The following is a 13925-nucleotide window of genomic DNA, read 5'->3' as shown; positions in this document are numbered from 1 at the left end:
CGAGGGTGGAGCGATGACCCTCGAGATGCTCTGGGAACGTGCCGATCCCGCCCAGGTGCTGCGGAGCCGCTTCGGGTTCACGGACGTCGCCGCTGCCGAGGACTGGGTCGTCCGGACGCTCGACCGGTGGTGGAACGTGCACGTCGTCGTGTGCGAGCGCATCGTGATGAGTGACCACAACGCGCTCGCCTGGGTGTCGACCGCCGAGGGACGGATGCTCCTGAAGTGGTCCATCGCACCGGAGGGGTTCGAGCGCTTGGCGTTCGCGGCGGACCTCACGACGTGGCTCGCGGAGCGCGGCCTGCCCGTTTCCGCCCCGGTGCCGACGCCCGACGGACGGGTGCAGGTCGAGGACGACGGGGTCTCGATGGGGCTCCAGCGCGTCATCGACGGAACACTGCTGGACGTCCGTGAACCGGCAGAGGTCCGCGCCGCCGGTGCGACGCTCGCCCGCTTCCACGACGCCCTGCGCGACAGCCCCGATCGGGCGCGCGCGGCCGGTGTACGCCCGCCGCCGACCCCGCTCGTGCAGCAGGTCGAGGACTGGCTCGACGGTGCGACGACGCACGTGCCGGACCGTGCCCGGGTGGCGCTGCGACGGTTGCTGACGGCCGCGCCGTCCGACGACCTGCCGGTCCAGATCGTGCACGGGGACTACCGGGCGGCGAACGTCCTGTGCGCTGACGCGGACGTCGTCGCCGTCATCGACTTCGAGGACCTGCGCCGCGACCACCGCATCGTCGAACTGGCGCGGTCGGCCGTCCTGCTCGGGACGCTCTTCCACGAATGGGGGCCGGTCCCCGAAGCCGTCCATCGGCAGCTGCTCGACGGCTACCGCTCGGTGAGCGCGCTCACTGCCGACGAGCTCGTGTGGTGGGACGTCCTGGTGCTCTGGAACACGATGCTGTTCATCCCGCCGGGGGACGACCCCACCGGGTGGGGTGCTGCTGCCGAGGCGCTCGCCGGTTAGCGGCCGAAGCGCTTCGCCGCCCGGGCGACGGCCACGAGCGCTGCGATCCCGAGTGCGATCCCGACGACGCCGACGGCCATGCCGCCCATGTACATGAACCCCGCGGCGAAGTTCACGCCGGTGCCGTCCGGGGTGAGGATCGTCCAGACCGAACCACCGGTGGTGAGCAGGAAGCCCAGACCGAGGAAGACGATCGCGAGGGTGACGATCGGGCGGATGTGGTGCATGGTCCGAACCCACCGAGTGAGCCCGCCGGGGTGACCGACGGCCCGCCGACGTCACGATCCCGTCACGACGGGCGCATTCCCAGCGGACACGGCGGTGTTCCGCGGCGAAGTCCCGGCGACCGCCCGAGATCGGCTGGGACGCTCCCGAACTACCGCACCAGATCGGTGCGGTGATGCACCACGGGGGATCCAGAGCGATGACGATGAGACGTGCAGGGGGAGCCGCGCTCGGCTTCGTGGGCGGCAGTGTGCTCGCCGGGTTGATGGTCGGGGTCGGCGTGACGCCGATGATCGCGGTCGCCGGAGTGAGCACGACGTCGGCGATCGGGGTGTTCGAGTCGCTGCCGGAGCACATCGAGATCGGGGACCTGCCGCAGCGCAACCAGGTCTGGGCGTACCGCGGTGGCGAACCGGTGCACCTGGCGAACGTGTGGGCGCAGGACCGGCAGGAGCTGTCGTTCGACCAGATCAGCGACCAGCTGAAGCACGCTGCGGTCGACGGCGAGGACAAGCGGTTCTACGAGACCGGTGGTGTGGACGCGACATCGATGGTCCGCTCCCTGGTGAGCGTCGCCGCGTCGCAGGGCGAGGGCGGATCGGGTGGCTCGACGCTCACGATGCAGCTCGTGCGCAACATCAAGATCCAGCGGGCGAGCGAGCTGCCGACGCTCGAGGAGCAGCGGGCCGGCTACAAGGAGGCGACGAAGCGGTCGCCCCAGCGGAAGCTCGCCGAGATGAAGCTCGCGATCGGCCTTGCGAAGAAGTACACCAAGGAGCAGATCCTGACGGCGTACCTGAACATCGCCTACTTCGGCGACCAGACCTACGGCGTGCAGTCGGCCGCGCAGCACTACTACGGCAAGTCCGCCACCGACCTGACCCCGGCCGAGGCGGCATCGCTCATCGCGATCGTGCAGTGGCCGGAGCGCCGCGACCTGTCCACGCCGGACCACTACCGCGACAACGCTGCGCGGCGGAACGTGATCCTCCGCTCGATGCACGAGCAGGGGCACCTGACGACCGACGAGTACCGCACGGCACGGTTGTCGCGGCTGGCCGACTACGTCCGGATCACCGCGCCGCAGCAGGGGTGCGAGGCCGTCGAGAACGGGGCGGAGTTCTTCTGCGACTACGCCAAGCGCGTCGCCGCACGTCTGCCGCAGCTCGGCGCGACGAAGCAGCAGCGCGCCGATGCTTGGCGGACGGGTGGGTACCGCATCCAGACGACGCTCGACCTCGACCTGAACGCGAAGCAGAAGGAACTGCTCGACCGGTACGACCCGAAGACCGAGACTCGTCTCGCGCTGGGCGCGACGCTGAACACCGTCGAGGCGGGCACCGGCCGGGTGCTCACGATGGCGCAGAACACCGACTACGACCGGTCGGAGCAGGCGCCACCGACGGCGACGTCGCTGAACTACGCGGTCGACCAGGCCGACGGAGATTCGACGGGCTTCCAGACCGGCTCGACGTACAAGATGTTCACGCTGCTGGCGTGGCTCGAGGCCGGCCGCAGCCCGGACACGGTCGTGAACGGCACCCCGCACCCGCAGAGCACGTGGACGGCGTGCGGCGAGCAGACGACGGCCTTCTGGCAGCCGAAGAACGATTCGCCGGGCCAGAAGGGGCCGTACTCGGTCCGCTCGGCCACGGCCCAGTCCGTGAACGCCGCCTACCAGTCGATGGCCGCGCAGCTCGACCTGTGCGACATCCGCGACGTCGCGAAGCGCCTCGGTGTGCACCTGGCCGCCGGCGGCGAGCTGCCGTGGAACCCCGCGTCGCTGCTCGGTACCGAGAGCATCGCGCCGCTGACGATGGCGGCGGCGTACGCGGGCGTCGCGAACGGTGGTCGGTACTGCGCGCCGGTCGTCATCGACCAGGTGACCGCACCGGACGGCACGGAGCTCGGCGGGCAGCCGCGCACCTGCTCGCAGGCCGTCTCGCCGCAGACTGCGGCGACGGCGTTCGAGGTCATGCAGGGCGCGTTCCGAGGCGGCACGGCGAGCGGCGGCCAGACCCCGGACGGCGCGACGCTCTTCGGCAAGACCGGGACGGCCGACGCCGCCGACCAGGTGTGGTTGGTCGGCGGGAGCTCGCGTGCTGTGACCGCGTACTGGCAGGGCAACACCGACGGCGGGAAGCACAACCTGCGGTACTACTCGAACGGTCAGGGCGGCACCTACGCGGGGTCCCGCGCAGCGGTCTGGCGCGATGCGCAGACCGCTGTGAACGCCGCCTTGCCGGCGGGCTGACGACAGCAGCGGGTCACATGCCCGAGACGCACCATAGGACAGACGGGAGGCCCGTTGCCAGCTGGCAACGGGCCTCCCGTCTGCTTTCTGATTGCGTCCTAGGACAGCTTCTTGCTGTCCTCGAGCCAGCCCGCCAGCTCCGTCATGTAGCCGGCCTGCGAGGCGTAGTCGAGCGCCGGGAACGTGAAGCTGTGCACCTGGCCGGCCTCGAGCGCCGCGTTGTCGGCGAAGGTCGGCTGCTTCTCGAGGTCCGCGACCTGGTAGCCCTGCTGCGACAGCAGCAGGACGTCGGCCTTGATCTGGCCCGCGTTCTCCCACGAGTAGATGCCCCAGTAGAAGCCCTTCGGCTTCGGGTTCACGAAGTCGACGCCGAACGACGAGTACATCTGCAGCAGCGGCTCGTCGGTCGGGCGCGTGACGTAGGCGCCGTCACCGTCGGCGTACATGGAGACGACCGACAGGTCCTGCTCCTTCGCGACCTTCTCGAGCTCGTCGCCGGCGGTGTCGAAGCGCTTCTCGGCGGCCTCGATCGTCGACTCCTTGGCACCGAGGGACTCGCTCAGGTCAGCGATCTTCTCGATGACGTCCTCGCCCTTGCCGCCCCACTTGACCTGGACGACCGGCGCGATGGCCTCGATCTGCTTCTCCTGCTCGTTGTCCTTGAAGCCGTAGCCGGGCTGCGTGTCGTCGAGCGTGCCCTTCTCGTCGGTCGGGTAGACCGAGGTCACGACCAGGTCGGGCTTCAGCGCGGCGAGCTTCTCGAGGTCGATGTCGCCGTACCCGGTGCCGAGCTGCGTGATGCCGTCGGTGTCCAGGTCATCGAAGCGGGCGTCCTTCGCCATGGTCAGCTGGCCGAAGGTGCCGACCGGCTTCAGGCCGTACTCGATGAACGAGATCGCGATGTCGTTCAGCACGACGACGCGCTTCGGCGTGTGGTCGACCTTGACGGTCGTGCCGGTGGCGTCCTCGTAGGACCAGGCCTTCGACGCCGCGGTGTCACCGTCGGAGTCGTTCGAGTCGGTGCTCGAGCAGCCGGCGAGGAGGAGGGCCGAGACGGCCACGGAGGTCAGGAGAGTGGCTCGGAGGGAGCCGCGTCGGGAGAGCTTCACGTTAGGAGAGGCTAACCTAAGTCTGCCGCCGTCGCCAGCGCGATGTCGCGTTCGAGGTGCAGCGACGTGTCGTGCTCGTCGGCCTCGGGCACGATCATCGGGGCGCCGGTCACGGGGTCCGGGAACACGCGCGCGTGCAGCCCGAAGGCGTGCTCGAGCAACGCGGGGGTCAGTACCTCGTGCGGTGCGCCGTCGGCAGCGACCCCGCCGTCGTGCAGCACGACGAGCCGGTCGGAGAACCGGGCCGCGAGCGACAGGTCGTGCAGGACCATCACGATGGTGGAACCCTGCTCGCGGTTGAGTCGGCGCACCAGGCGCAGGACCTCGAGCTGGTGCGCGAGGTCCAGGTAGGTCGTCGGTTCGTCGAGCAGCAACGTGTCGGCCTGCTGCGCCACCACCAGGGCGATCCATGCACGCTGTCGCTGGCCACCCGACAGGCTCGCGACGTCGCGGTGGGCGACGTCGGTCAGGCCGGTCGCCGCGATGGCCTGCTCGGCGACGTCGGCGTCGTCCGCGGTCCACGGCTTCGCCCACGACTGGTGCGGGTTGCGGCCGCGCATCACCAGGTCGAGCACGCTCGTGCCGGCGGGGGCGACGGGGGACTGCGGCAGGATCGCGAGCTTCCGGGCGACCTGGCGGTTCGGTTCCTTGCGGATCGGGGCGCCGTCGAGCAGGACCTCGCCGGACTGCGGCTTCAGCACTCGCCCGAAGGCCTTGAGCAGGGTCGACTTGCCGCAGCCGTTCGCGCCGAGGAACGTCGTCACGGTGCCGCGCTCGACGCGCAGGTCGAGATCGGTCAGCACGGGGTGCCGGTCGTAGCCGACGGACAGGCTGCGGGCTTCGAGGACCGGGGTGGACGGGGGTGTCATCATCGGGACATCTCCTTGCGGTGACGGATGAGGAGCCAGATCAGGTACGGGGCGCCGATCACGGTCGTGATGATGCCGACGGGCACCTGCCACGGGAACGCCGATCGGGACAGCAGGTCCGCCGCGAGGACCAGCGCGGCGCCGAGCAGACCGGCGAGCAGCAGCGGTGGCCGGTTCGTCCCGGCCAGCCGGAGTCCGACCTGCGGCACCACGAACGCGACGAAGCCGACCGGTCCAGCGGCGGCGACGGCGGCGGCGGTGAGCACGACGGCCAGGGCGATCACGAGCAGGCGGTGTCGTTGGACGGCGAGCCCCACCCCGGTCGCGACCTCGTCACCGAGCTGTCCGATGCCGAGCGCCGCACTCGTCGCCAGGGCGATCGGCACCGCGACCGCGGCGACGATCAGCAGTGGCCAGACGCTCGACCACGAGGTGCTCGACAGGCTGCCGACGAGCCACTGCGACGCGGCGGTCGCGATGGTGATCTTGGCGCGGACGAGCAGGTAGCTCGTCACGGCGTCGAGGGTCGCGCTCACACCGATGCCGACCAGGATGAGCCGGTAGCTCTGCACCCCGCCGCGCCAACCGAGCCCGTACACGACGGCGGCGGCGACGAGCGCACCGATCGTCGCGGCCACCGGGATCCCGCCGCTGAGCACGATCGAGGACACCGAGTACGTGCCCCCGCCGAGCACGATGGCCGCCACGGCGCCGACGCTCGCGCCCGACGTCACGCCGATGATGTCCGGGGTGCCGAGGGGGTTCCGCGTGAAGGTCTGGGTCAGTGCGCCGGCGATGCCGAGGGTCAGCCCGACGAGCGCTCCGGTGAGGACACGGGGCAGTCGGAGCGTGGTGATGATGAAGCCGTCCGGGCCGGTCTCGAGCCCGACCAGGGAGCGGAGCACGATGCCCGGGGCGATCCAGGTCGAGCCGATCGCGACACCGAGGACGACGAGCACCAGGACCAGACCGAGCGAGGCGGCCGTGTACCAGAACACGCGCGGGCGCCAGGCGAGGCCGATCGGACCGATGCGGACCCCGGTCCGGCCGGGCGCACGGACCGCTGCGCCCGTCACAGGGACACCAGCGATCGGCGACGGGCGACGGCGACGAAGACGGGGCCGCCGATGACGGCCAGGACGATGCCGACCTCGACCTCCGAGAACCCGCCGATCAGGCGTCCGACGACGTCGGCGAGCAGCACGAGCGCCGCTCCGACGAGCCCGGAGACCGGCAGCGTCCACCGGTGCCCGGTGCCGACGAGGGCCCGGGCGACGTGCGGCACCGTCAGGCCGACGAACCCGATCGGCCCGGCGGCGGCGGTCGCTCCGGCTGCGAGCAACGTGATGGCCCCGAGCCCGACGAGCCGCGCGACGAGCACGTTCTCGCCCAGGCCCTTGGCCAGGTCCGAGCCGACCCCGAGTGCGTCGAGGGCACGGACGTTCAGGATCGCGAGCACCAGCCCGGCGACCAGGAACGGCCACACTGCCCCGAGGATGTCGAGCTGCCGTGCGGCGAGGGAGCCGACGACCCACAGCCGGTACGCGTCGAGCGAGTCCTGGTCGGTCAGGACGACGAACGAGGTCAGCGCGCCCAGCAGGGCCGAGACGGCGGCACCCGCGAGCGCGAGGGGGACCGGGCTGGCCGTCCCGCTGCCCGCGATGGTCACCGAGAACACCACGACGCTCGCGACCAGCGCGCCGCCGAGTGCGAACCAGACCGTCGCGCCGGTGCTCGTGACCCCGAACACGTAGACGCCGAGGACGACGGCGAGCCCGGCGCCCGACGAGACCCCGAACAGTCCGGGGTCGGCGAGCGGGTTGCGCGTGTGCCCCTGCATCAGGAGCCCCGCGATCCCCAGGGCCGCACCGACCGCGGCACCGATGAGCGTGCGCGGGACCCGGGAGCCCCAGACGATCGCCTCATCGGTGGTCGACCCGGTCCGGAACAGGCCGTCGAGCACCCGGTCGACGCCGATCCGGTTGCTGCCGAGGAGCATGCTCGCGACCGCCACCAGGACCAGCACGACGACCAGTCCGGCGATCACCAGGACGCGGCGACGGACGGCGGTGCGGTGGACGCCGAGTGCGGCGGACGCATCGGTGACGCGGGCCTCCGAGACGGAAGCCAGGGCGGGGGAGGGGGCTGGCACGGAGAACATCTTAGGTTAGCCTTGCCTCATGGCGAAGACTCCGCGGCTCCTGCCCGAGAATCCCCGGCTCTTCCGTGCCCGGGTCCTGCGCACCGAGCGCACGACGCCGTCGATGCAGCGTGTCACCGTCACCGGCGACGACCTGCACGAGTTCCCGTTCCTCGGCTTCGACCATTGGTTCCGCCTGTTCACCGGGCGGCCGGACCAGGACGCGTTCCGGATGCCGGACCTCGACGGCAAGAAGTGGTGGCCGACGTTCCTGGCCATCCCCGAGGACGTCCGCCCGCACTGCGCGAACTACACCGTCGCCGCGTTCCGCCCGATGCCCGACGGCACCGCCGAGATGGACATCGACTTCGTCGTGCACACCGACGCCGACGGCGAGCCCGAGGGCCGTGCCGCGATCTGGGCCTGCGGTGCACGCCCCGGCGACCAGCTGGCGATGCTCGACCAGGGCTGCATCTTTGACTGCCCGGACGACACCAGCGAGATCGTGATCGCGGCCGAGGAGACCGGCCTGCCCGGTGTGCTCGGCATCGCCGCGTCGCTGCCCCGGAACGCGGTCGGACGCATCATCCAAGAGGTCCCCACCGCCGGCGACGTCCGCGAGATCGACGCACCGGCCGGGGTCACGGTCACGTGGATCGTCCGCGACGAGGTCGACCACCACGCCGTCCCGGGCCGCGCCGCGCTCGCCGAACTGCAGCGGCACGTGCCCGTCGACGACCGCGGGTACGCCTTCGTGGTCGGCGAGTCGACCCTCGCCACCGAGGGCCGCCGGCACCTGCACCGTGCGGGTCTGCCGAAGGCGCGCATCACGTTCTCCGGCTTCTGGAAGCACGAGGCCAAGGAGTCCGTCTCCGCCTGAGCGGCGCCCGTTTCTTCCCCTGGCGCCTGCGATGCCTGGTACGCCCGAGACGCGACCGACCGACGGACGGGAGGCCCGGTGCCAGCTGGCACCGGGCCTCCCGTCCGTCGTGGGGTGGCGTCAGCCCTTGAGGCCGGAACCCGTCACGCCCTCCACGATCTGCCGCTGGAAGATCAGGTAGAGGATGATCAGCGGCAACGCCGCCAGGATCGCTCCGGCCTGGATGTCCGCGTAGCGCTGACCGAAGCTGCCCTGGACCGTGGCGAGCCCGACCGGGATCGTCATGAGGTCCGGGTTCGACAGCACGAACAGCGGCAGCAGCAGGTTGTTCCAGACACCGACGAAGGTCAGGATCGTCACCGCGGCGATCACCGGACGCGACAGCGGCAGGATGACCGACCAGTAGATCTTCCAGATGTTGGCACCGTCGATGCGTGCCGCTTCCTCCAGCTCCTTCGGGATCCCGTCGAAGAACTGCTTGAAGATGAACACCGCGATCACGGCGGGCACCTGCGGGAAGATGACCGACCAGTAGGTGTTCAGCAGGCCGACGGCGTTGAGCTCCTGGAAGATCGGGATGATCAGGACCTGTGTCGGGATCATGATGCCGAGGATGATGAGCAGGAACGCGATGTTCCGACCGCGGAACACCAGGCGGGACAGCGCGAACGCCGCCATCGAGGCGAACATGACCGTCAGGACGGCCGTGATGACGCTCGTGATGGCGCTGGCGAGGTACCAGTTCCAGATGTCGCCAGCCTGGAACAGCGACGCGTACGAGTGCAGCGTCGGGTTCCAGTTCGACAGGATCGAGTTCGCGCCGAGGGCGGCGACGCCGTTGTCGGACAGCGACGTCTTCAGGGCGAACAGGCTGGGGATGAGCCAGATGATCGCGAAGACGATCAGGATGATCCCGGCGACCAGGTTGAAGCCCTTGCCGGAGACGCCGATCTTGGCGGCGTTCGCGGGGGCGGCGGCCGAGACGCCGGTGCGGAGCTTGGCGCGGCCGGTGGTGATGCTCTCGGTGGCGGTCATGTCAGGCCCCGATCTCTCGCTTGGCGGCAGCGCGCTCGACGAGCTGCCGGATGACCGCGATCGCGACGATCACGATGAACAGGAGCACCGACGCTGCCGAGGCGGCACCGAGTCGGTTGTCGGTGAAGCCGACACCCGTGATGAGCTGCAGCGAGACCTGGGTGGAGATGCCCGGTCCGCCGTTCGTCATCAGGTACACCTGGTCGAAGATCTTCAGGCTCGCGATGATCTGCAACAGGATGACCAGCGTCGTGGTGCGGCCGAGCAGCGGCAGCGTGATCGACTTGATCTGCTGCCAGTTCGACGCACCGTCGACGGCGGCCGCCTCGTACAGTTCGCGCGGGATCTCCTGCAGGCCGGCCAGGTAGAGCACGAAGTTGAAGCCGAGGGTCCACCAGACGGTGGCGATCGCGACACCGATCATCGCGGTGTTCGGGCTGGACAGCATGCCGGAGCCCGGGGTGAGGCCGATGGCCGACTGCATGCTCGCCCACAGGCCGGTCGCCGGCGTGAAGATGAACACCCAGATGAGCGAGATCGTCGCGGACGGCAGGATGAACGGCAGGAAGAACGCCAGTCGGAAGAACCACTGGCCGCGGTTCATCCGGTTCGTCAGCACGGCGAAGACGAACGCCAGGATGACGAGCGGCGGCGTCGTGTACAGCGTGAACTGCAGCGTGTGCCAGAGCGACGACCAGAAGTCGGAGCGTCCGAGCATCTCGGCGTAGTTCGCGAACCCGGCGAAGCTGCCGAGGCCCGTGCGGACGGTCGAGGTGTTGAAGAAGCTCGAGACGATCATCCAGACCGTCGGGCCGAGCAGGAAGGCCGCGTAGAACAGGCCGAACGGGGCGAGGAAGAGCCAGCCACTGCGGCCCTGGCCACGGGTGAGGCTGGTGCCGTAGGTGCGGTTCCGGCGCGGACGCGACGCGGTGGCAGCGTCCGTGGGCCGGTCGAGGACAGGTGCTGTGGTCACGTCATCGTGCCTTTCGCGCGGTGTTCACGGCGTTCACGTGCCGGGCAGGTGCATGCCCGGTGGTCGCGTGCCCGGTCACAGGGGGCTCGGGGTGTTCAGGTAGGTCGCGAGCTGCGACTTGATGGCACTGAGCGCCTGTGCGGGCGACGAGCTGCCCTGCTGCACGAGTGCCAGCTGGGCGCCGACGGTGCCCTCGAAGGTCGAGCCGGAGCCGCCGTACCAGGCGGGGTCGTCGAACACGGCGGTCTCGGCTGCGGCCGCGTAGTTCGACTGGGGCTTGAGCTCCTTGTAGGCGCTGCTGTCGAAGGTCGGGATGTAGGCGGGGACGTGCCCGCCCTCGGCCCAGGTCAGGCTCTGCTCGAGCATCTGCTTGATGAAGAGCATGTGCTGCTTGCGCTGCTCCGGCGTGCGGTCCTTCTTCGGCAGCACGAAGGTGTGCGAGTCCGCCTGCGTCGCGGGCTTGTCGTACAGCTGCGGGATCGGGGCCATGCCGAACTTCAGTCCCTTGATGGACTGCGCCGTGCTGATCTCCCACTCGCCCTGCATGAAGAAGCCGGCCTTGCCGTCGAACATCAGGGACTGCGCCGTGGCGTAGTCGAGCGCCTTGTTCATCCAGCCCTGCTTGACCCACTTCTGGGTGCGGCTGGTGACCTCGTTGTAGGCGTCCTCGTTGACGGTGAGCTTCGCGCCGCCGTCGCTGATGAAGGGGGTCGCGTCGTTGATCTGGTTGTACATCGTCCAGAAGAAGCGCCAGGGGGTGGCGGTCTCCGGCACGACGTTGGCGACGTTGAGCGCGGTGCCGCCGGTGACCTTCGCGACCGCGGCGAGGGCACTCTCGAACGTGTCCATGCCGGACAGGTCCTTGAGGTTGCCGTCGCTGTCGAGCAGGCCCGCCTTCTTGCACACGTCAACGTTGTAGAAGAGCACGAAGGGGTGGGTGTCGAGCGGGATGGCGATGTTGTTGCCGTCGGTCTTCTGCGCCGTCCACGCTTTCTGGTTGAAGTCGGCGGCGCTGAGGCCGACGCTCGCCAGGTCCTCGGACGTGATCGGGTCGAGCAGGTCGCCGTCCCACAGCGGCTTCGCCCGGGTCAGGTGGGCGACCGCGACGTCCGGCGGCTTGTTCCCGACGGTGGCCAGTGTCAGCTTCGAGTAGTACGGGTTGCCCCACGCGAACGTGGTGGCCTGCAGCGAGCTCGATCCGCCGTGCTGCTTCGCGTAGCCGTCCTCCATCGCCTGCATGCGGAGGCCGTCACCGCCGCCGAAGAGGTTCCAGAAGACGAGCGTCTCGGGGTTGAGGGCACTGCCGGCCAGGCCGGCTGCGATCGGGCTCGAGCACGCGGCGAGCGGCAGGACCGTCGCGGCCGCCGCTCCTGCGGCGAGGAAGCCGCGGCGCGAGAGGCGCGACGCGGGTGTTGCTGGGCGGTTCGGCATGGCATCACTCCATCGGGATGGGCCGGGCTCGGGAGCAGGGTCGGTGCTCCCGCCGGAGCATCGCTGCTCCGTTCGCGGAACACTGCTGCTCCGTGCACGAGAGCCGTGGGTCGGTGCTCCGTGAGCGCTCACATTAGCGCTCGCGAAGATCATCCGCCACCCCTTTCGCGTCGCCGTGGAACCCGGTAGCGTTTCGGTCAGGTGAGCGCTCACTTTCGTGACGGTCCGCTTCGCTACCCCTGGCGCCGGACCGAGTACGCGCACCGCACGACCCGCAGTACCCGCTCTCGCACGATCGAAGGAGATCCATGCCCCGCACACACCTCGTCCTCGACGCCGCGTTCACCGTGGGGCCGGTGCGACGTCGCCTGTTCGGCGGGTTCGTCGAGCACCTCGGCCGCCACGTCTACGACGGCATCCACGAGCCCGCGCACGAGACCGCCGACGAGCACGGTTTCCGGAAGGACGTCGTCGAGCTCGTCAAGGAACTCGGCGTCTCCGCCATCCGCTACCCCGGCGGCAACTTCGTCTCCGGCTACAAGTGGGAGGACGGCGTCGGCCCCGTCGAGCAGCGTCCGAAGCGCCTCGACCTGGCCTGGCACTCGACCGAGACGAACGAGGTCGGCCTGCACGAGTTCCAGCACTGGCTCGACCAGGTCGGTTCGGAGCTCATGCTCGCCGTGAACCTCGGCACACGTGGCACCGCCGAGGCGATCGAGCTGCTCGAGTACGCGAACATCGACGCCGGCACCGCACTGTCCGAGTACCGCAAGTCCAACGGGCGCCAGGAGCCCTTCGCCATCAAGATGTGGTGCCTCGGCAACGAGATGGACGGCCCGTGGCAGCTCGGCCACAAGAACGCCGAGGACTACGGCAAGCTCGCCGCGATGACCGCGAAGGCCATGCGCCAGATCCAGCCCGACCTCGAGCTGGTCGCCTGCGGTTCGTCCGGAGCGTCGATGCCGACGTTCGGCGAGTGGGAGCGCACCGTCCTCGAGCACACCTACGACGACGTGGACTACATCTCCGCGCACGCCTACTACGAAGAGGGCGACGACCTGCCGTCGTTCCTCGCCGCCGGCGTCAACATGGACCACTTCATCAAGACGGTCACCACCGCCGCCGACCACGTGCAGGCACAGAAGAAGTCCGACAAGCGCATCGACATCTCGTTCGACGAGTGGAACGTCTGGTCCATCACCAAGTGGAACGAGATGCAGAAGGAGTTCACGCTCCAGGACTGGCCGGTCGCCCCGCGCCTGCTCGAGGACGTCTACACCGTCGCCGACGCCGTCGTCGTGGGTGGACTCCTCATCTCGCTGCTCCGCCACGCGGACCGCGTCGCCTCGGCCTCGCTCGCGCAGCTCGTCAACGTCATCGGCCCGATCATGACCGAGCCCGGCGGCCCGGCCTGGCGCCAGACGACGTTCTTCCCGTTCTCGGTGACGTCGCGCCTGGCGAACGGCACATCGCTGCAGGTCAAGTCCTCGGGTGACACCGTCGACGGCGGCAAGTACGGCGAGGTGCCGGTCGTGGACTCGGCCGCCACCGTGACCGAGGACGGCAAGGCAGCGGTCTTCCTGATCAACCGCCACCCGTCCGAGTCGACCACCGTCACGATCGACCTCGCGGGCCTGGCGGCCTCGGGCGACGTCCGTGCCGAGGGCGTCTGGGACGACGACATCCACGCCGTCAACGACCTCTCGTCCACCGAGCGCGTCGGGCTCCGCACGAACGAGACGGTCAGCCGCGACGGCGACACCATCACGATCGAGCTGCCGCCCGTGTCCTGGACCGCCGTGTCGATCGGCTGAGACGCCTCGGCGTGCGCTGCGGCGGGCGTCGAGTGAGCACAGAGGACGTCGGGCGCTCGCGCCCGACGTCCTCTGCTCGTTCGTGCGCTGGCGCGCGGCGGGGCCGAGTCTCGGCCTGGGCGACACTTCTCGCGCCCGCGGCCGCGAGATCGGTCGCTCACCCCGAGTCTCGGCGTGGCGTGCCCGAGACTCGGCCGTCCGCCGGACGGGAGGCCCGTGGCGAGC

Annotated in this window: 12 protein-coding genes; 4 read left to right on the top strand and 8 right to left on the bottom strand. The window is 69.8% G+C overall.

The window, feature by feature from the left end:
* Positions 1 to 13: 13 nt before the first annotated feature.
* Positions 14 to 970, top strand: coding sequence for a phosphotransferase (locus tag DEJ14_RS14260; RefSeq protein WP_111086236.1), 957 nt, complete (start codon positions 14 to 16; stop codon positions 968 to 970).
* Here DEJ14_RS14260 and DEJ14_RS14255 read toward each other — a convergent pair.
* The gene (locus tag DEJ14_RS14255; protein ID WP_111086237.1) at positions 967 to 1197 is read right to left on the bottom strand and encodes a hypothetical protein; all 231 of its coding nucleotides are present in this window, start codon (positions 1195 to 1197) and stop codon (positions 967 to 969) included. The genes DEJ14_RS14260 and DEJ14_RS14255 overlap by 4 nt on opposite strands.
* A 197-nt stretch (positions 1198 to 1394) precedes the next feature.
* On the opposite strand from DEJ14_RS14255, the gene DEJ14_RS14250 reads away from it, so the two are divergent.
* Positions 1395 to 3449 (top strand): transglycosylase domain-containing protein, encoded by a 2055-nt coding sequence (locus DEJ14_RS14250; RefSeq protein WP_258373336.1) that lies wholly within the window; start codon positions 1395 to 1397, stop codon positions 3447 to 3449.
* 98 nt (positions 3450 to 3547) lie between these two features.
* Here DEJ14_RS14250 and DEJ14_RS14245 read toward each other — a convergent pair whose 3' ends face one another.
* The 4 genes from DEJ14_RS14245 to DEJ14_RS14230 are packed head-to-tail and all read right to left on the bottom strand — an operon-like array spanning position 3548 to position 7579.
* Positions 3548 to 4558 (bottom strand): ABC transporter substrate-binding protein, encoded by a 1011-nt coding sequence (locus DEJ14_RS14245; RefSeq protein WP_146249810.1) that lies wholly within the window; start codon positions 4556 to 4558, stop codon positions 3548 to 3550.
* A gap of 11 nt (positions 4559 to 4569) precedes the next feature.
* On the bottom strand, positions 4570 to 5430 hold the full coding sequence (locus tag DEJ14_RS14240; protein ID WP_349775257.1) for an ABC transporter ATP-binding protein: 861 nt from the start codon (positions 5428 to 5430) through the stop codon (positions 4570 to 4572).
* Entirely contained in the window at positions 5427 to 6503 is a 1077-nt protein-coding gene (locus DEJ14_RS14235; RefSeq protein WP_235035879.1) for a FecCD family ABC transporter permease, read from the bottom strand. The genes DEJ14_RS14240 and DEJ14_RS14235 overlap by 4 nt, the downstream gene beginning before the upstream one ends.
* Positions 6500 to 7579, bottom strand: coding sequence for a FecCD family ABC transporter permease (locus tag DEJ14_RS14230; RefSeq protein ID WP_258373337.1), 1080 nt, complete (start codon positions 7577 to 7579; stop codon positions 6500 to 6502). The genes DEJ14_RS14235 and DEJ14_RS14230 overlap by 4 nt, the downstream gene beginning before the upstream one ends.
* Positions 7580 to 7607: 28 nt before the next feature.
* Between DEJ14_RS14230 and DEJ14_RS14225 the strand changes: the two genes are divergently transcribed.
* Complete coding sequence (locus DEJ14_RS14225; protein ID WP_111086242.1) at positions 7608 to 8447, top strand: siderophore-interacting protein; 840 nt, start codon at positions 7608 to 7610, stop codon at positions 8445 to 8447.
* Positions 8448 to 8567: 120 nt separating this feature from the next.
* Here the strand turns inward: DEJ14_RS14225 and DEJ14_RS14220 are convergent, their stop codons facing one another.
* The 3 genes from DEJ14_RS14220 to DEJ14_RS14210 all read right to left on the bottom strand — a co-directional run bounded on the left by DEJ14_RS14220 (position 8568) and on the right by DEJ14_RS14210 (position 11886).
* Positions 8568 to 9482 carry a carbohydrate ABC transporter permease gene (locus DEJ14_RS14220; protein WP_111086243.1) on the bottom strand — a complete coding sequence of 305 codons (915 nt, stop codon included), beginning with the start codon at positions 9480 to 9482 and terminating at the stop codon, positions 8568 to 8570.
* Between the two features lies 1 nt (position 9483).
* Positions 9484 to 10455, bottom strand: coding sequence for a carbohydrate ABC transporter permease (locus tag DEJ14_RS14215; protein ID WP_111086244.1), 972 nt, complete (start codon positions 10453 to 10455; stop codon positions 9484 to 9486).
* Positions 10456 to 10530: 75 nt separating this feature from the next.
* Positions 10531 to 11886, bottom strand: coding sequence for an extracellular solute-binding protein (locus tag DEJ14_RS14210; RefSeq protein ID WP_111086245.1), 1356 nt, complete (start codon positions 11884 to 11886; stop codon positions 10531 to 10533).
* A 308-nt stretch (positions 11887 to 12194) separates the two neighbouring features.
* Here DEJ14_RS14210 and arfA point away from each other — a divergent pair, with 308 nt between their 5' ends.
* Entirely contained in the window at positions 12195 to 13700 is a 1506-nt protein-coding gene (arfA, locus tag DEJ14_RS14205; RefSeq protein ID WP_111086246.1) for an arabinosylfuranosidase ArfA, read from the top strand.
* Positions 13701 to 13925 lie beyond the last annotated feature (225 nt).

It is taken from the genome of Curtobacterium sp. MCJR17_020 (genome assembly GCF_003234365.2).
Lineage (GTDB): Bacteria > Actinomycetota > Actinomycetes > Actinomycetales > Microbacteriaceae > Curtobacterium.
Note: the sequence above shows the minus strand (reverse complement) of the source record. Positions and strands in the feature narration are given on the sequence as shown.

Bases quoted from the DNA above. Each gene is read 5' to 3' on its own strand.
- DEJ14_RS14260 (WP_111086236.1), top strand. From the start codon at position 14: ATGACCCTCGAGATGCTCTGGGAACGTGCCGATCCCGCCCAGGTGCTG.
- DEJ14_RS14255 (WP_111086237.1), bottom strand. From the start codon at position 1,197: ATGCACCACATCCGCCCGATCGTCACCCTCGCGATCGTCTTCCTCGGT.
- DEJ14_RS14250 (WP_258373336.1), top strand. From the start codon at position 1,395: ATGACGATGAGACGTGCAGGGGGAGCCGCGCTCGGCTTCGTGGGCGGC.
- DEJ14_RS14240 (WP_349775257.1), bottom strand. From the start codon at position 5,430: ATGATGACACCCCCGTCCACCCCGGTCCTCGAAGCCCGCAGCCTGTCC.
- DEJ14_RS14225 (WP_111086242.1), top strand. From the start codon at position 7,608: ATGGCGAAGACTCCGCGGCTCCTGCCCGAGAATCCCCGGCTCTTCCGT.
- DEJ14_RS14220 (WP_111086243.1), bottom strand. From the start codon at position 9,482: ATGACCGCCACCGAGAGCATCACCACCGGCCGCGCCAAGCTCCGCACC.
- DEJ14_RS14210 (WP_111086245.1), bottom strand. From the start codon at position 11,886: ATGCCGAACCGCCCAGCAACACCCGCGTCGCGCCTCTCGCGCCGCGGC.
- arfA (WP_111086246.1), top strand. From the start codon at position 12,195: ATGCCCCGCACACACCTCGTCCTCGACGCCGCGTTCACCGTGGGGCCG.